10 protein-coding genes are annotated in these 17594 nt (G+C 63.2%); 1 reads left to right on the plus strand and 9 read right to left on the minus strand.

The features are described from left to right. Nucleotides 1-62 precede the first annotated feature (62 nt). The 4 genes from putA to addA all read right to left on the minus strand — a co-directional run bounded on the left by putA (nt 63) and on the right by addA (nt 9863). Entirely contained in the window at nt 63-3176 is a 3114-nt protein-coding gene (putA, locus tag LZ496_RS02265; protein ID WP_249902973.1) for a bifunctional proline dehydrogenase/L-glutamate gamma-semialdehyde dehydrogenase PutA, read from the minus strand. A 14-nt stretch (nt 3177-3190) separates the two neighbouring features. Next, nucleotides 3191-5938: a preprotein translocase subunit SecA gene (gene secA / locus LZ496_RS02270; RefSeq protein ID WP_249902974.1), complete on the minus strand. Its 2748-nt coding sequence runs from the start codon at nt 5936-5938 to the stop codon at nt 3191-3193. A 136-nt stretch (nt 5939-6074) separates the two neighbouring features. After that, complete coding sequence (gene trxA / locus LZ496_RS02275; protein ID WP_249902975.1) at nt 6075-6401, minus strand: thioredoxin TrxA; 327 nt, start codon at nt 6399-6401, stop codon at nt 6075-6077. A 54-nt stretch (nt 6402-6455) separates the two neighbouring features. Continuing rightward, nucleotides 6456-9863, minus strand: coding sequence for a double-strand break repair helicase AddA (gene addA, locus LZ496_RS02280; RefSeq protein WP_249902976.1), 3408 nt, complete (start codon nt 9861-9863; stop codon nt 6456-6458). A gap of 68 nt (nt 9864-9931) precedes the next feature. Here addA and LZ496_RS02285 point away from each other — a divergent pair, with 68 nt between their 5' ends. Then, nucleotides 9932-10096 carry an isopropylmalate isomerase gene (locus tag LZ496_RS02285; RefSeq protein ID WP_249902977.1) on the plus strand — a complete coding sequence of 55 codons (165 nt, stop codon included), beginning with the start codon at nt 9932-9934 and terminating at the stop codon, nt 10094-10096. 10 nt (nt 10097-10106) lie between these two features. On the opposite strand, the gene addB is transcribed toward LZ496_RS02285, so the two are convergent. From addB to LZ496_RS02310, 5 genes are read right to left on the minus strand one after another with little or no spacing between them, the layout of a single operon-like run. After that, nucleotides 10107-13043 carry a double-strand break repair protein AddB gene (gene addB, locus LZ496_RS02290; protein WP_249902978.1) on the minus strand — a complete coding sequence of 979 codons (2937 nt, stop codon included), beginning with the start codon at nt 13041-13043 and terminating at the stop codon, nt 10107-10109. Then, nucleotides 13036-13797: a nucleotidyltransferase family protein gene (locus LZ496_RS02295; protein WP_249902979.1), complete on the minus strand. Its 762-nt coding sequence runs from the start codon at nt 13795-13797 to the stop codon at nt 13036-13038. The genes addB and LZ496_RS02295 overlap by 8 nt, the downstream gene beginning before the upstream one ends. Beyond that, the gene (locus LZ496_RS02300; protein WP_249903840.1) at nt 13794-14786 is read right to left on the minus strand and encodes an aminoglycoside phosphotransferase family protein; all 993 of its coding nucleotides are present in this window, start codon (nt 14784-14786) and stop codon (nt 13794-13796) included. The genes LZ496_RS02295 and LZ496_RS02300 overlap by 4 nt, the downstream gene beginning before the upstream one ends. Then, nucleotides 14783-15220, minus strand: a complete 438-nt coding sequence (gene tsaE, locus LZ496_RS02305) for a tRNA (adenosine(37)-N6)-threonylcarbamoyltransferase complex ATPase subunit type 1 TsaE (protein ID WP_436286447.1) — start codon at nt 15218-15220, stop codon at nt 14783-14785. Before tsaE ends, LZ496_RS02300 begins: the two co-directional genes overlap by 4 nt. After that, nucleotides 15217-17568 carry a sensor histidine kinase gene (locus LZ496_RS02310; RefSeq protein ID WP_249902980.1) on the minus strand — a complete coding sequence of 784 codons (2352 nt, stop codon included), beginning with the start codon at nt 17566-17568 and terminating at the stop codon, nt 15217-15219. The genes tsaE and LZ496_RS02310 overlap by 4 nt, the downstream gene beginning before the upstream one ends. Nucleotides 17569-17594 lie beyond the last annotated feature (26 nt).

Below are 17594 nucleotides of genomic sequence, written 5' to 3' on the forward strand. Positions count from 1 at the left end.
AGGGAGACATTTGCCAGTGCCTTGTTTGGCCTGTTTCAGCACGGGACAGGAGCTGTGAGAGGCTAGCCCTCGATCGCCGCCATTAGCGACGCATTTCCTCCGGCGGCAGTCGTATCGATGCAGGTCACCCGCTCCGTAGCGAACCGAGCCACATAATGCGGCCCGCCGGCCTTGGGTCCGGTGCCTGAGAGCCCTTCCCCGCCGAACGGCTGGCTTTCGACCACCGCGCCGATCTGGTTGCGATTGACGTAGAGATTGCCGACCCGGGCATTGGCCTCGACATATTGGCGGGTCGTGTCGATCCGGCTCTGCAGGCCAAGCGTCAGGCCATAGCCAGTCGCGTTGATCGCCTCGATCACCTTGTCGAGCTTACCCGACTTCCAGCGGACGACGTGCAGGACCGGGCCGAAATGTTCGCGGTCGAGCTCTGCAAGGCTGCTGATTTCGTACATCGACGGTTTGATGAAGTGGCCGTTCCCGGTGCTGGCCGGGAGCTCGATTTCCGCAAGCAGCCGGCCTTTTGCCTTAAGGTCGTCAAGGTGAGCCTGAAGTGCCGCCCTTGCGCCTTCGTCGATGACCGGGCCGACATCGGTGCGAAGATCGGCCGGGTCGCCAACCGTCAGCGCCTTCATCGCGCCCGCGATCATTTCCAGCATCGAATCCGCGACATCGTCCTGCACGAACAATACCCGCAACGCCGAGCAGCGCTGACCAGCACTCTGGAAGGCGGAGGAGATGACGTCGCGAGTCACTTGTTCTGGAAGGGCAGACGAATCCACGATCATCGCATTCTGGCCACCCGTTTCCGCGATGAACGGGATGATCGGCCCGTCACGATCGGCCAAGGTGCGATTGATCATGCGCGCGGTTTCGGTCGAGCCGGTGAAGACGACGCCCGCGATCAGCGGATGTGCTGTCAATGTCCCACCGACCACACTGCCTGACCCTGGCGCAAGCTGAACGACTTCCTTCGGGATACCCGCCTGGTGCATCAACTTGATCGCGAGGGAAGCGACCAGCGGCGTTTGGCCAGCCGGCTTGGCGATCACGGCATTTCCCGCAGCAAGCGGCGCCGACACCAGTCCGGTGAAGATCGCCAACGGGAAATTCCACGGCGATATGGCAGCGAACACACCGCGGCCGTGCAGGCGCAGTTCGTTCTGCTCGCCGGTGGGTCCAGGCAGCTGCAGCGGGCTGGTGAACTGGCGGCGCGCTTCCGAGGCATAGAAGCGAAGGAAATCGACTGCTTCACGCACCTCCAGCACGGCGTCGATGGTCGACTTGCCGGCTTCGCGGATGCAGAGCGAGAACAGCTCCTCCCGATGCTGTTCAAACAGATCGGCAGTGCGGTCGAGACAATCGGCGCGCGCTAGTCCTCCAAGCTGGTCCCACGCAACTTGCGCTGCGTGCGCAGTGCGCACCATGCGGTCGACATCTGCTTCATTCGCCCAAATCGCCTTGCCGACTTCGACGTTCGTATCGAACGGAGAGAGGACCGAGACCTCCTTGCCGCTTCCACCGCCGGTAGGTGCCGCAGTCCAAGCCTTGGCTTCCAGTTTGGCGAGCTGCTTCATCAGCGGATCGCGGACCAGCGGATCGCTAAGGTCGACGCCGGCGCTATTGAGACGGCCCTTGCCGAAGATGGCGTTGGGCAGCGGGATGGCCGGGTTGCGCTTCGGCTCGATCTTTTCAAGCTCCGCAACCGGATCGCGAACCAGGTCGTCGACCGGGATCTCGTCGTCGGCAATGCGATTGACGAAGCTGGAATTGGCGCCGTTTTCCAGGAGACGGCGGACGAGGTAGGCAAGCAGTTCCTTATGGCTGCCGACAGGCGCGTAGATGCGTACCGGCGTCGGTTCCTCGCCAATGCCGCGCTCAAGCTTGGCCAGTTCCTCGTAGAGTCCCTCGCCCATTCCGTGGAGGCGCTGGAATTCGAAGGGCGTATCGCCAGCAAGCGCCTTGATCGCGCCAATGCTGTTGGCGTTGTGCGTGGCAAAAGCGGAATAGATGCAGTCGCCAGCGGCGAGCATCCGTTTCGCGCAGGCGAGATAGCTGACGTCCGTCGCGACCTTGCGGGTGAAGACGGGATAGTCGGGAAGGCCCGCGACCTGCGCCATCTTGATCTCGCTGTCCCAATAGGCGCCCTTGACCAGACGCACCATCAGCTTGCGATTGTGCTTGCGGGCGAGCTCGATGGTCCAGTCGACCAGCGGCACAGCGCGCTTCGAATAGGCCTGGAGGGCCAGCCCGAACCCGCCCCAGCCGTTAGCGAAGAGCGCATCGTCGGAGACGATTTCCTCGATCAGGTCCATCGACAGTTCGAGGCGGTCAGCCTCTTCGGCATCGATGGTAAGGTGGATGTCGGCTGCGGCGGCCTTCAGCGCCAGTTCGCGAAGTACCGGAAGGATTGCGGCCTTGGCTTCCTTCGCGTGGCTCCATTCGTAGCGGGGATGAAGAGCGGAAAGCTTGACCGAGATGCCAGGCGCCTCGCGGAAGCCGCCTTTTGCCATGGCGGCGATCGTATCCAGCGCGTCGCCATAGGATTTCGCATAGCGAGCGGCGTCGGCATGGGTCTTGGCGGCCTCGCCAAGCATGTCGAAGCTGTGGCTCCAGCCCTTGGCCTGTTCGGGCGCGGCACGCTTCAGCGCTTCGTCGATCGTGCGGCCGAACACGAACTGCTTGCCCAGGATCTTCATCGCCTGGCTGACGGCGGTCCGGATCACCGGCTCGCCAAGGCGGCCGACGGCACGGCCGAGGGCGGCGCGCCAGCTGTCCGACTTGTCGTTGGCTTCTTCCAGCACCTTGCCGGTGAGAAGCAGCGAGAAGGTCGCCGCATTGACGAACGTCGAGCGGCTGTCACCCATCTTCTCAGCCCAGTCGGGGCCCGACAGCTTGTCGGCGATGAGGTCGTCGGCGGTTTCGGCGTCGGGGATACGGAGCAGCGCTTCGGCCAAGCACATCAAGGCGATGCCCTCGTCCGACCCCAGGTCGTACGCCTGCAGGAAGGCGTCGAGGCCAGCAGCCTTGTGACCACGCACCGCTTTCACCAAGGTTCGGGCGATCGCCGCTGCCTCGCCTTGCTGCGGCCCGCTGAGCTTGGCCTCCGCCAGCCGAGTGCGCACGATTGCATTCTCGTCGGGGCGGTAGGCCAGACGAAGCGACTTACGATCGATCATTGATGGGCTTCCTGTCAGGCCGCCTGGCCGTGGCAATGCTTATACTTCTGCCCGGAACCGCAGGGGCACGGGGCGTTCCGGCTGGCCGGAGCGACGATGGTTTCGCCGTCGGCGAGACGATCCGGCAGCGACGGCTGCGGCGAATGGAGCGGCGGCAGGTTGGACAACAGCGTTCCGCCAGCATCGAAGTCCGCCGAGTCATCGTCGCCCGACAGCGGGTCGATGTGATGCGTGATGAAGTCCGGAAGCGCGAAGGCTCCTGCCGGAGTCATCTGCACGGGTTCCTCGAACTGGACCTGTGCGCGCATCAGGAGACGCGTGACGTCCTCGCGGATGGTGATCAGCAGCCGCTCGAACAGCAGGAATGCTTCCTGCTTATATTCGTCGATCGGCTTCTTCTGCGCGTAGCTGCGAAGGTGGATGACCTGGCGAAGCGCATCGAGCGTGGCCAGATGTTCCTTCCAGTGATGATCGAGGTTCTGAAGAAGCACGTTCTTCTCGACTTCAATCCAGCGCTCCGGCTCGACCATACCCGTCTTGACCGCCATTTTTTCGGCCGCCAGCGAGCCCAGGCGCTCGATGATCATTTCCTGATCGACCGCTTCTTCGGTCAGCCATTCGTCGACCGGCGGATCGAGATCGAGTACCTCGCGGATGCTGTCCTTCAGGCCCTCGACATCCCATTGTTCGGGATAGGTGGCTTCGGGGCAGCTGGCCATCACCAGCCCCTGGATGGTCTCGGCCCGGAAGTCCTCGACCACGTCGCTGACATTGTCGGCGTCCATGATCTCGGCGCGCTGCTCGTAGATGACCTTGCGCTGGTCGTTCATCACGTCGTCGAATTCGACGACCTGCTTACGGACGTCGTAGTTGCGAGCCTCGACCTTCTTCTGCGCGGTCTCGATCGCCTTTGAGATCCACGGGCTGACGATCGCCTCGCCATCCTCCAGATTCTTGTTCATCAGGCGCGCGAAGGCAGTCTGCGGGCCGAAGATGCGCAGCAGATCATCGTCGAGGCTGAGGTAGAAGCGCGACAGGCCCGGATCGCCCTGACGGCCCGAGCGGCCGCGCAGCTGATTGTCGATGCGGCGGCTCTCGTGCCGTTCCGTGCCAAGCACGTAGAGACCGCCAGCTTCCAGCACTTTCTGCTTTTCGGCTTCAATCTCTGCGTCGATGCGCTCGATCGCTTTCTCGCGCTCCGGCCCTTCGGGCATCTCCTTCAGCTCGTCCTCGACACGGAATTCGAGGTTTCCGCCAAGTTTGATGTCGGTGCCGCGGCCCGCCATGTTGGTGGCGATGGTGACCATGCCGATGCGGCCGGCCTGGGCAACAATATGGGCCTCGCTCTCGTGGAAGCGGGCATTCAGGACGCTGTGCTGGATGCCTTCCTTGTCGAGATATTCGGACAGCATTTCCGACTTTTCGATCGAAACGGTGCCGACCAGAACCGGCTGCCCCTTGCTCTGGCGCTCCTTGATCTCCTTGGCGATGGCGCCGAACTTGTCGGTGATGTTCTTGTAGAACTCGTCGTCATCGTCCTGGCGCTGGACCGGGACGTTGGTCGGGATGGTGACCACGTTCATGCGGTAGATGTCGAAGAACTCCGGCGCTTCGGTCGCGGCGGTGCCGGTCATGCCCGACAGTTTCGGGTACATGCGGAAATAATTCTGGAAAGTGATCGAGGCGAGAGTCTGGTTCTCCGGCTCGATCTGGACGCCTTCCTTGGCTTCCACCGCCTGGTGGAGGCCGTCCGACCAGCGGCGGCCATCCATCATTCGGCCGGTGAACTCATCGATGATGATGACCTTGTCGTCCTTGACGATGTAATCGATGTCCCGCTTGAACATCTTGTTGGCCTTGAGGGCCTGGTTCAGGTGGTGGACCACCTGGGTATTGGCGATGTCGTAGAGGTTCTGCCCTTCGATCAGGCCTGCCGTTTCCAGCATGCGCTCGGCCTTTTCAGTACCCTCTTCGGTAAGGACGATGCTCCGCTGCTTCTCGTCCTTCTCATAGTCGGCTTCGACGAACTGCTTCACGATGGCGTCGACGCCCATGTAGAGCTCCGACTTGTCATCGGTCGGACCCGAGATGATCAGCGGAGTCCGCGCCTCGTCGATCAGGATCGAGTCCACTTCGTCGACGATCGCGAAATTGAACGGCCGCTGCACCATCTGGGCGCGGGTGTATTTCATATTGTCGCGAAGATAGTCGAAGCCGAGCTCGTTGTTCGTCGCGTAGGTAATGTCGCTGTTATAAGCGTCGCGCCGCTCATGATCCGAAAGATTGGGGACGATGACGCCGACCGTCATTCCAAGGAAGGTGTAGACCTGCCCCATCCATTCCGCGTCGCGCTTGGCGAGGTAATCGTTGACGGTGACGACGTGCACGCCCTTGCCGGGCAAGGCATTGAGATAGGTTGCGAGCGTCGCGACCAGCGTCTTTCCTTCGCCGGTCCGCATTTCGGCGATTTCACCGCGATGAAGGGCAATGCCGCCGATCATCTGCACATCGTAGTGCCGCTGCCCGAGCGTCCGCTTGGCGGCCTCACGGACCGTAGCGAAGGCTTCGGGGATCAGGTCGTCGAGCTTGGTCCCGTCGCCCAGGCGTTGCCGAAATCGCTCGGTCTGCCCGCGCAGCTCATCATCGCTCATCGCGGAAATGGTCGGTTCGTGGCTGTTGATCGTTTCGACGATCTTGCCGAGCTTGGCGACGTAACGGTCGTTGGCCGATCCGAAGATACTCTTGGCCAGGGAGGCAAGCATGAGGCGGTCTATTCCTTAAAGACGACTGCGCGGAGCAGGAAAATTGGGCCGCCCGCGCGCGCGAAGCGACAATCGCGCGCGATGTAGGAGCCGCCCCGCATTCCGTCAAATCGAAACGGGGGCGGCTAGTCAGAGGTCAGAGCTGGCCTTCCAGCCACTGCTGTATCTGGCTGCGCGGTGCGGCGCCGACTTTCTGCGCCACTGCTTCGCCATTCTTGAACAGCAGCATCGTCGGGATGCCGCGAACGCCATACTTGCCGGGCGTATCGGGATTCTCGTCGATGTTGATCTTGGCGATCGTCACCTTGTCACCGAGGTCGGCGGCAATTTCCTCCAGTGCCGGAGCGATCATTCGACAAGGGCCGCACCATTCCGCCCAGAAATCGACGAGGACGGGCTTGTCGGAGCCCAGCACGTCGGCCTGGAAGCTCTGGTCGGTTACGCTCTTGGTATTCTGGCCCATGTAGGACTCCTTCGTATCTGCTTTGGCCGTCATATGGTGTTTCGTTTCAAATGCTCAACCGGTCAGGTCGATCAGCATCGGACCGGCGGTATAGAGAAGCGAGGCTTCGATCCTCCGTCCCGGGAAGATCACCTTCAAGGCCTCCGTATAAGCTTCCATTTGAACGCGATGAGCGCGCGGTACGTCGGCGATGCCGGACGGTACATGTCGGCCGGTCTTGAAATCGATCACCCGGACGCGCTCTTCGCCAACGCAGAGGCGATCGACCGTTCCGGCGATCACGCGTCCGTCAGGCAGGGCCGCTGCGATTGGAGCTTCCGCCAACGCTTCAGGAGAAAAGAGCTCGGCATAAGCCGGATCGGCGATCACCGAGCAGGCCGATGTCGCAATCTCTTCGGCCGTCGAACCTTCGACGCCTGACCGTTGCAGCCATTTGAGGGCCAGCGACATGCGCTCAGACGGATCAACCCCCGGCAATCGTTCGAACAGGGCATGGAGAAGCGATCCGCGCCGGGCGGCCTCGCGCATTTCCGGCGATGGCGGCGGTGCCGTGTCGCTGTCCTCGACGATTTGTGAAGGCGCCAACGGTCGTGGCGGCCGCGCCTCGATTGGCGCTGGCTGTCGGAGAAAATCGGGAATGGCGATCGGCTGCAATTCGGCCTTTCGCTTACCGGCGGATGGCCGCGACGTGCCGCTGCCCTCCCAAACCAGGCCCGGTCCCCAACCGTCGATTTCTACGGATGCGGCACCGATAGCCTGCATCGCCTGGCCCGCGGCGGCGTGCCAGCTTAGCTGCGGCACGTCCCGCTTGGGCTTCTTCACCCCGGCGATGACCAGCCGCTCTGCCGCACGGGTCAGGCCGACATAGGCCAGGCGCCAATGCTCCTCCTGACCGGAAGCGCGGCCAAGGTCGATCAGGGCGCGGAAGATGGGGGCGCACTCGTCCTTGCGAGGACGGATGAAGGGGATTTTGCCGATCCCGGGCAGTGGCACTTCCAGAACCGACGACGTACCGCCGACCTTGTCCGGGTCGTGGGCCGCATCGGCAAGGATCACCAGCGGGGCTTCGAGCCCTTTAGCCCCATGGACGGTCATCACCCGAACCGCGTTGGTGGGCGCGCCCGGATCGCGTTTGACCTCGACTTCTCCCTGACCGAACCAGGCAAGGAAGCGATCGAGCGATGCAATTTCTTCCCGTTCGAAGGCCAATGCCGTCGCAACCAGTTCCTCGATCGGATCCCGCGCCGCTTCGCCCAGTCTGCTTAGAAGCTTCTGCCTGCCGCCCAAGGGCCCGGAGAGGATCGTTTCGAGGAAGCGGGCCGGCGTGACATAGTCGGCCATGGCCAGCCATCCGGAGAGGATGTCATGGGCCTCGGCCCAGTGTGGGTAACTCTCTCGCCGCGTTGCCAGTTCGGTCCACAATCGGCCGCCGCGATCGAATGCCAGTTCGTAAAGCTGTTCCTGGGTCCAGCCGATCAGCGGCGACACCAGCAATGCGGCGAGGTTCAGGTCGTCGAGCGGCTGTACGGCGAAAGTGATGGCCGACAGCAGGTCCTTGACCGCCAAAGGCTTGTGCAAATGTAGGCGGTCGATCCCGGCTACCGGTACTCCCTGCGCATAGAGGCGGGCGACGATCAGCGAGGCAAGCTCGGTCCGGCTTCGGACCAGGATCAATATGTCGCCCGGCGACAGCGGTCGGCCGGTGCTTGCCATGACGGGTGCCTGTGCCAACCAGCGCCTAACCTGCCGGGCAAGCGCATCCGCATAGAGTCGAGCTGGCTCGTCAATCCACGCTTCCTCGCCTTCGTCAGCGTCGGTGTCGGCCGCAGCCTCAAAGGCGGGCCAAAGTTCGACGCGCCCTGGCCGGCTGGAATGATGCGGCCGGTGAGGATTAGGAGGCTCGCCCAGGCCCATCTTGTCAAAGCCGACAACGTCGATCACCGCGTCGACCACTTCCAATACCGGCGGCGAGGAACGAAAGCTGGCATCGATCGAAAGCTGCCGGAATTCCCGAGCATCGCCATCCGCTTCGGCGGCGGATTTCACCAGGGCTTCAGCGCGAGCCGATATGCTGGCACGAAACGCCTCGAACTCCTTGGGATCGGTGCCCTGGAAGCTGTAAATCGCCTGCTTGTAATCGCCGACCATGAACAGGGTGCGCCACCTATTCTCTGCCTCGGGATTTCCGGTGAAAAATTCGCCGGCTAGTGCGTCTACGATGGCCCATTGATCGGCGTTGGTATCCTGTGCCTCGTCGACAAGTATATGGTCGGTCCGCTGGTCGAGCTTGTACCGCACCCACTCGCCCATCCCCGGCTGATCGAACAGACGGCGAGTCCAGGCGATAAGGTCGTTGAAGTCGGCAACTCCCTGCGTGCGCTTGGCCCGGGCATAGGCCTTCGCGAACGCCTGTCCGGCCCGAAGTCCGGCTGTTTGAGTTTTCGCCAAGGTGGAGGCGGCTACCAAGGTCCGGATTTCCCCTAACCAGCCCGCGAAATCCGCGACTAATGCCTCATAGTCGGGCTCAAGCGCGATCTGCTTTGCTGTCACCTTGCATGGAATGCCGTCCTTGGTGACTAGTCCCCCGCCAACGCTGGCAAGCAGGTTGCGACGGGCTTTCGGATCGGCGGCCAGAAAAGCCGTCAAGTTGGCGACGATCTTGTCGCCGGTGGACGTGCTCCATGCGAGGTTCGCCGCGGCCAGTTGCTCGATGAGCAAGATATCTAGGCCGGCATCGCTAAGGCGGTGCTGCAGCTCCACGTCCGGATCGCCGCCGGCGATGCCGATGAGCTCCATCAACCTGGACTCTATGGACCCCGCCTCTCCGAGCGCCTCCATCGCGTCATGCGCGCGTGCGCAGTCCATCAAATAACGTTCGGCGCCGAACTCACCGAGACGCAGGCTGATCGCCGAAACATCGTCGATCAGCTGCCTGTTCTCGCCCTCCTCCGCTGCCTCAAGCAATGCCGCCAATGTCCGCCGCGCAAGCTCCTCTTCGGCCCTACCTTCGACCGGCTTCAAGCCCGGCGAAATTTCCGCTTCTGCGGGGAAGGAAGCGAGCAAAGTTTGCGCGAAGCTGTGAATGGTCTGGATGCGAAGGCCTCCGCCCGGCGCATCCAGCACCTGCGCGAAGAGCCGGCGGGCGCGGTCGCGCATCGGCGGGCTGAAGTCTTCGCACAGATGCTTGAGCTCCAAGCTCAACTCCGCGTCGGGCAGCCTCACCCAATGGGCCAGGCGCTCGCCAAGCCGATTGGCCATTTCCGCGGCCCCGGCCTTTGTGAACGTCAGGCATAGAATGGATGAAGGCGGCGTGCCCCGGAGCAATAGGCGAAGGACCCGCGACGTCAGGACATGGGTCTTGCCGGTGCCTGCCGACGCCGAGAGCGACGCGTGGACGAGCGGATCCGAAGCAGATGCCTGGGCGCCCTCAAGCTGGTAGAATGGCTTCAGGCGGCGGCGCATCGAACCGCCCTTTCCAATTTGCCTCGTTCTGCATAGGGACGGATCGAACAGCCAGAAAAGAGGAATGAATGAGCAATTCCGACAAGAGCGACGAAGAGCGGCGGGCCAAGCTGGTGAAGGCAGGCGTCGCAGTCGGGATCGGCTCGGCGGCGATCGTTGCCGCGCTCCTTTACGCCTCGACGGTCAGGAAGAAGGCCAAGCGAACTCCGCCGAGCGGCGACGCGACCGATTGACGGAAGCGGCCTACTCACGGCCGTACCACTCCTCCAGCCGCATGAGCTGGTCATAATCCTCATAGGGCGCATAGGCCGGGTTGAGCTTGGCTTCGAACTCCCTGGTGCCGAGCAGATAGTCCGCGGCCGCGACAGCAAATTGGGCATAGGCTCGCTCGACAAATGCGTCCGGGCCATCATCCTTGTCGGGTGATTGGCGATAGCCCAACTGACCATTCTTCTTCGCGAGAGACCAATATTCGTGGCAAGCGACGTCGCCCTGAGCGCCGCCGAAACCACCGGCTCGGGCGATCAGTGACAGCAGGCCCAGCTGCAGGGCGAACCCTTCCGCCACAGCCTTCTTCGCCGGTGCTTGCCCCGTCTTATAGTCGATAATGGCAAGCTTTCCGTCCTGCAGCCGGTCAATGCGGTCGACCCGGCCATGAAGCAGGACGCCGGCAACCTTTGCTTCGCCCTTAGATTCCGCGACGACCGGCAGGCGGCCGGCGGCTCGATCCGCGGCTACCTGCTTCGCGATCCAATCGATTGCCTCCATGAGCCGAGGTGCCCACAGAGTTCGAAGCATCGGATGTATGGTTTCACTGGCGATCATGGCCTCGGCGCGAGACCTAAGTTTGGCCGGATCGCAATCATCCTCCTTGAACCACGCTTCCAGCACCTCGTGGACGGCGGTGCCCTTCCAGGCGGCGTGATGTTCCTCATCCACACTTTCGAGTGGACGGAGACCGAGGACCGCTTTGGCGTAGAAAGCAAAGGGGTCTGCCTTCAGGCGGTCGAGATCGGTAACTGCGATCCGCTTGGGCCTTGCTTCGAACGGCGGTCGTGGAGCGGGCCGGCCTACGGGCTTGACCACGGAACTGGCATCGAGCGCCAGCGCCAAACGCTCAAGCCGTTGGTCGCGGGTCATGCCTCCGGTCATTGCCTGCAGCCTCAGCCATAGGCGCGACGCGATCGTTGGCGAGCGGCCGTCGTTTCTTGCGCGGGTTAGCAGCACGCGCGGCGCGCCAAGCGCACTCATGAAATCATGAGCAGCAAGGCCTGTACGAAACTCGATGCCTGGCAGTCCCAGTGCCTTGCGAATTTGGGGCGGAAGCCACGGATCCGGATCGGGAGAGGTCGGCCAACTGCCCTCGTTCATCCCGCCCAGGATCATCAGGTCCGCCTTTTGCAGCCTGGCTTCCAGCAAACCCCAGATGAAAACGCGCGGATGGCCGCCAAACGGCCGACGGACAGGCAGGCCGTCCATCAAGCCCCGGAAAATAGGGATGATGTCCTCGGGAGCGAGGCTGATGAGCGACGCTTCCGATGACTGCTCCAGTTGCCCGAGCAGCTCGGCTGCAAGCCTGCCATCCGTTCCCCGCCAAGCCATATCGCCGGCCAGTTGCTGGGCGAGCTCACGCAAGGTGGCTGCTGCATCGGCCATACTTGCTGAAAAGGTCGCACTGGACAGCGGGGCGACTAGTGGCCGAACTGCCGTCCAGGCGCGATCAACCTTCTTCTCCGCGAAGCGTTCGTCCAGGCCCTCGATCCCCGCAGGTGGCCGGGGTCCTCTGAGGGCAAGGTCGAGTACCCGCACCGTTTCGAGCCATTCCCGCCTGGAACCCAAGTCAGTAGGCTCACCCCGCTCGCCAGATGTGCCGACAAGCGGATGCTTGAGCAGCGACAATAGCGCGACCGGCGCCAGTTTCTCGATGGCGGCGGCCGCAACAGCCAACAGCAATGTGCCGGCCGGGCTGTGCGAGAGCGGCTGGCCGGCGCTGTCATCGGCCTCGATGCCCCAACGCTGCAGGTGAGCCGAAACGCGCGCCGCCAATGCGCGGTCCGGCGTAACCAGTGCCGCGGTCTTGCCGGGCGTTTCGATGGATTCGCGAAGAGCGATTGCAATCGCCTGGGCTTCACTCGCGGGATCGGGAAGCTCGGCCACCTTGATACCGGTCAGGCGTCGTTCGGGCGCCGTCAACCTGGTCCATTTTTCGCTGAAAGCAGGCGAAACGAGCGCGTTCGCTACCGCCAGTCCACGGGCCCGTGTCGAAGATGCCCGGCCGCCGCCGGGCCAAGGCAAGACCTCTTCCCGCGCGACTTCGATGCGGGACAATAGCCTTTTCAGATGATGTTGCGGATGCGTCTGCTCGCTCTTGCCGTCTTCATCCGGCCCGAGTGCGTCCCACTCCTCAGAAGATACAGTGTCGATGGTGGCCAGCCCCGGAAGAACCACAGCGCCCTGATCCAGCCGGGCGATCCTTCCTAGCAAGGCAGCAATCGCCGGTGCGGAAGTCGTGATGCCGGCGGCCAGCGTGAAACCGCCGGGCGGATGCGTCGCCCATCGCCGCGTTAAAGCATGGAGCAGCTTGCTGCGCCGATCCGCCAGGTCGATCAGGCCGCGATCGGCAAGGAGCGCAGGCCAGCGGTCCATGATGGCCCGGAACCGGTCGATCGAGTGGAGCCAGTGGCCGGCCAGTTCGGGCGAGCCCGCGACGGCGTCATTGAGCTTCGAAGCCGCGACTTCCTCGATAGCCAGCTGGTCCATCGTCCGCGCGAGCTCCACGGCGAGGCGCATCGCCTCGGCAGCGCCTTCGTCGGGAGAGCGCAGCATTTGCGCGAGCAATAGCTGGCGTTCGAGCGGTTCTATCGCGACCGGGATTTCGTCAGCGAGCTCAAGCGGATCGAGCGCTCCGCCGATACGCTCTCCGATATCCTGGTCGCCGACGACGATGAGCCTCGGCAGCACAAGCCCGCCCTTGCTGGCGCGAACGAAGGCCTCGGTTACCGACCGGACCGCGCGACTGTTCGGGAGGAGAATGCGGCCATGCGCGAGTGCGAGGGGGTTGCGGCCGAGCGCTGCCAGCAGTCCGTGGACCAGGGCGTCGGCAAAGCTTCGGTAAGCTGGGATCGAGTAGACAAGCGGGCTGCCGCGAACGCGGCGTTCGAACAGGCCGATGTCAGCCATGCACTAAAGCGCGTTCGGTCGCCTTGATCGCAGCAGGATTTCCGACGTCGAACCAAAGCCCCTGATGGACGGCACCAAAGCAACGGCCCTCCGCAATTGCCCGATCCCATAATATGTTGGTCGAGAACGGGCCTTCCGGAGCATCCCGCAACAGCCGCTTCGATACCATCTGGATGCCGGTGTAGACGAACGGTGCCACCTTCGCCTTCTCCCGCCGCGCCAGTCGCCCGTCCGACTTCATGTGGAAGTCGCCCTGTCCACCATGATTGCCGGCATTCGCCAACGGAACAAGGAGAAGAAGAGCGTCCATTTCCTCCTCTCGCCACAGGGACGCCAGCAGCTGAAGCGTATCGGCGGGTCCGTCGACCCAATAATTGTCGCTGTTCACCACCAGGAACGGATCGGCGTCCAGAAGCGGCAAGGCGTGGATCATGCCGCCGCCGGTTTCCAGCAGCTGCTTGCGTTCGTCGCTGATCCTGACTTCGAAATCGGTCGCGCGCGATTTCAGATGTGCTTCAAGCGCCTCGGGCAGATAATGCACGTTGACCACGATCTTGCCGACGCCCGCTGCCCGAAGCCTGTCTAGGACATGATCGATCAAGGCCTTTCCCGCCACCTCGACCAGCGGCTTGGGCCGGGTAGCAGTCAACGGACGCATTCTCTTGCCCAGGCCCGCCGCCATCACCATTGCGGTCTCAGGCACCTTTGCTTCGATCTCCGGGCGAAGCGCGAATGCACGGCCCTTTCGGTTCATTCGGCACCATCCTGCCAGGCGGCAGTTCGGGCCGACTGCGGGATATTGGCGTCGAACCAGTCGCGGACCGGTTCCAGGCCTGGTTGCGCAAGGTCGCGTTCGAGCAGGCCCCACATGCGCGGCTGGAACGCCTTATAGCGATCCTTGCCGTCGCGCTTCCAAAGCCTGCAGAAAACGCCAAGGATGCGCGTATTGCGCTGAGCAGCGAGCGCCCAATAGGCAGGCTCGAACCGCTGGTCGGCGCCGGCCTTGGCAACATAGCGGTCGATCATGTCGCGCTCGAGTTGAGGCGGGACATCCCGGCGGGCATCCTCAAGCACCGAGACGAGATCATAGGCCGGATGACCGGCAAGAGCGTCCTGGAAGTCCAGAAGGCCGAACCGCTCGATGCCGCCGCGACCGTCGATCAACATGACGTTCTCGGCATGATAGTCGCGCAGCACGGTGACCGGCGCGAGCCCGTCGTTTGCGACTGGCGCCAATACTTGCCGCCAGGCTTCCTCCCAGGAATGGACATCGATCGGGTCGAGGCCGACCGCCGGCACATACCAGTCGGGAAACAGGCGCAGCTCGGTCAGCCACTCTTGCAGGCCGTGCGGCGGCAATCCGGGCATCGGCGGCTGACGATGGAGATGGACGAGAACGTCCACCGCGGTCTCATATAGATCGCGTTCGACTTCCGGCTCGGCATCCGCCGTTTCGCGCATCCGGGCGTCGCCGAAGTCGTCGAGCAGCAGCAGTCCCTGTTCGAGATCCGCCGCAAGAATCCGCGGAGCGGCCAGTCCGATTTGCTGCAACCAGCCCGCAATCTCCATGAACGGGCGGGGATCTTCGTGCGGCGGTGGCGCATCCATCAGCACGGCCCGGCGCACTCCGGAATGAATTCGAAAATAGCGACGGAAACTCGCGTCCCCGGCAAGCGGAAGGATCTGTGCATCGTTCCACCCGTGGCGGGCGAGAAAATCGGGGGCGGATTTGGGTGGAATCATCGCAACGGCCATCGACCTTCCCATGACGAGGGCACATTCGCTGTCAAGGCGCGTGAGCCGTCTTCCTCGACATTAAGCGACAAGCCGAGCGCCTCGGGCCATGCTGCCGCGCCGCCGTGTTCCGGCCATTCGATGATCAGCACTCCATCTTCCCGAATGTCTTCCAGGCCCAGTTCGGCGAGATCGGACGGATCGTCGATGCGGTACAGATCAACATGCCAGACTGGCAGCTTTAGACTTTCATAGGGTTGCACGATCGCAAAGCTTGGACTGGGAACCTCTCCGTCATGGCCGAGCGCGCCCAGCAGACCCCTGACCATCGTTGTCTTTCCGGCGGAAAGTGGCCCGGACAGCGTGATCACATCACCGACCCGAAGCGCCTTGGCGAGCTTGCGTCCAAACGCAATGGTCGCCGCTTCGTCCTTCAGCTTCACTGCGGCGCCCTGGGGATCGAGATAGTGATGCTGGTCCCCTTTCCTACCGCGGATTCAAGCTCGACCGAACCGCCATGGGCCTCGACGAACTGACGCGTCAACGGAAGGCCCAGACCGAGCGCTGCTTCGCCACGAGCGGCGCCCGACCGGTGGAAGCGAGCGAACACCTGCTCTTGCTGCTCGGGCGGAATGCCGGGGCCATCGTCAACCACGATGATCGTCGCATTTTCGTCGTCGCCACTGGCCTTCAGCCAGATGTGGCCGCCTTCGTCCGTATAGGCGACGGCATTGCGCAGGATATGTTCGACCGACTCCCGCAATCGCCGGGCATCGCCGATCACGCTGCCGGCGCTTGGCTCAAGGTCCAATTCAAGCTTCTGCCTTTTGTCGGTCGCCCGGCTTCGCAGTGATTCCGCGGCTGCCCGGCACATGCCTGCGATGTCGACACGCTCCCGTTCCAGCACGACGCCGCGCGTGTCGGCTTGTGTCAGATCGAGGACGTCGTCGATCAGCTTCGATAGCCGGTCCACGGATTCCAAGATCGCACCGACATAATCAGAAGCGGCGGGCGGTAGCTCCCCCGCATATCCCGCCTGGAGCATTTCGGCGAAGCCTCCGACTGAGGTCAGCGGCGTGCGCAGCTCATAGCTCATATTCGCGACGAAGTCGGTCTTGACCCGATCCGCTTCCTCCAGCGCCGTCGCGCGCTCGCGGAGCGCTGCCTCGATCCGGCTGGAATCCGTCACGTCGATCATCGTGAAAAGTGCATTGCCGTCGGGCAACGGAACCGCGGCAAAGTCAAAGTGCCGTCCGTCGGTCAGCGATACTCGACCCGTACCCGACTGCCGCCCGCTTGTCGTGGAGCGGACCAATTCCCGGACCTGCGCGGCCGCGGTCGGATTAACCAGACGCTTAGCCATCGCCGGAACAAGCTCGTCGACACGAGGATGCTCGGCCAGCCAGCCCTCATCGAGGTCCCAAAGTTCGCTGAAGCGCCGGTTCCAAAGGTAAAGCCGTCCGTCGGATGCAAATACGCTGATCACTTCGAATAGATTGTCGAACGTAGCCGCCCGGACCCGGAGCAGCGTGTCGCGCGCTGTCGCCAACCGGACTTGCTCGGTCCGGTCCTCGAAGATGAAACGGAGCCCGCCATCCGGAAGCGGCTGTCCAAGGACCCGCAAATGGTCGCCGTTGGACAGGATCCAATCTTCCTCGATCGCTTCTTCCGGCGAGGTGAACCAGGCGCGACGTTCGGTCTTCCATGCCGGAAAGTCACGAACCTCCGGGATACGCCCATTCTCACGCATCCGCTCAAGCACGCGGTCGAATTCAGGCCGTTCGGCGAGCCAGTCCGGCTCCAGTTGAGCCATGATGGCGAATGGCTGATTGAAGAAGGCAAGCTGACGATCATCGTCGAACTGAACCACGCCCGCGCTCATCCGATCGGCAAGCTCGCGTTGCGATTCCTGGTGACTAGCGAGCTCGATGCGGGCGTCTTCGAGATCCTGGATATCGATGGCGAACCCGGCGACGGCGCCGGTGGGCAGCGGCACGTCGACGATGCGAAGCATGCGGCGCTCCTGGCCAATCGTGGCCGGCTGGGTCCGCGAATAGGGGCGGCCACTCTCCAGCGCCGCTTCCGCTCCCGCGCGTGCCCCTTCCGGACCGGTCGCGTCGATCAATTCGGCACCGCGCTGGATGACCTCCTCCGCATCCCGCCCCTCAACGGCCGCGACAAAGGCCGCGTTGACCAGCCCAAGGCCGAGATCGGGGCCTCGATACCACATGGGGAATGGCGCATTCTGTATGAGATGGGTGAGCGCGTCGAGCGCACCTTCCGTCTGCTGAAGGCGTCTCGTAAGTGCGCCCCGCTCCACATCCGCATCGCTGATATCGAACAGCCAGGCCAGCACTGAACCGGGCTTGGCCGGCTGAGGCGCAAGCGCGGCGCGAAGCTCCAGAACACGATCTCCACCGGCAAGTCGCAACTGCCGGCGGAGCGGCGCAGCACCAAGCCGAACGTCCGCCAGGGATTCGATGAACGAAGAAAGGTCGTCCGGCTCGAAGCCTCCGCCGTCACCGGTCAACTCATCAATCCGCTGCGGGACTTTCGATAGTCCGAGTTCCTGGACCAGCCTGGCGTCAGCATCGACAGTCCCGTCCCCATGGATGATCATGGCCCGGGCTGGCGCTGCGTCCAGCAAGGAGCGCATCGTGCGGGCGGCCCCGAGAACGGACTGCGCGCGGCGTATCCGCCCCGCCGCCAGGATCGCGAGAGCCGCGGCGAAAACGACCCATAGTGCCGCGAGGACAATGATCGCGGCAGAGGCGTTTGCGCTACTCAGCATATCCCCCGACCGACCGGTATCGATTT

The sequence above is a fragment of the Sphingomonas caseinilytica genome, assembly GCF_023516455.1.
GTDB lineage: Bacteria > Pseudomonadota > Alphaproteobacteria > Sphingomonadales > Sphingomonadaceae > Sphingomicrobium > Sphingomicrobium caseinilyticum.

Excerpts from the sequence above, each read along its gene's own strand:
- LZ496_RS02310 (WP_249902980.1), bottom strand. The coding sequence starts at position 17,568 with ATGCTGAGTAGCGCAAACGCCTCTGCCGCGATCATTGTCCTCGCGGCA.
- LZ496_RS02295 (WP_249902979.1), bottom strand. The coding sequence starts at position 13,797 with ATGAACCGAAAGGGCCGTGCATTCGCGCTTCGCCCGGAGATCGAAGCA.
- LZ496_RS02285 (WP_249902977.1), top strand. The coding sequence starts at position 9,932 with ATGAGCAATTCCGACAAGAGCGACGAAGAGCGGCGGGCCAAGCTGGTG.
- secA (WP_249902974.1), bottom strand. The coding sequence starts at position 5,938 with ATGCTTGCCTCCCTGGCCAAGAGTATCTTCGGATCGGCCAACGACCGT.
- trxA (WP_249902975.1), bottom strand. The coding sequence starts at position 6,401 with ATGGGCCAGAATACCAAGAGCGTAACCGACCAGAGCTTCCAGGCCGAC.
- LZ496_RS02300 (WP_249903840.1), bottom strand. The coding sequence starts at position 14,786 with ATGATTCCACCCAAATCCGCCCCCGATTTTCTCGCCCGCCACGGGTGG.
- addB (WP_249902978.1), bottom strand. The coding sequence starts at position 13,043 with ATGGCTGACATCGGCCTGTTCGAACGCCGCGTTCGCGGCAGCCCGCTT.
- addA (WP_249902976.1), bottom strand. The coding sequence starts at position 9,863 with ATGCGCCGCCGCCTGAAGCCATTCTACCAGCTTGAGGGCGCCCAGGCA.
- putA (WP_249902973.1), bottom strand. The coding sequence starts at position 3,176 with ATGATCGATCGTAAGTCGCTTCGTCTGGCCTACCGCCCCGACGAGAAT.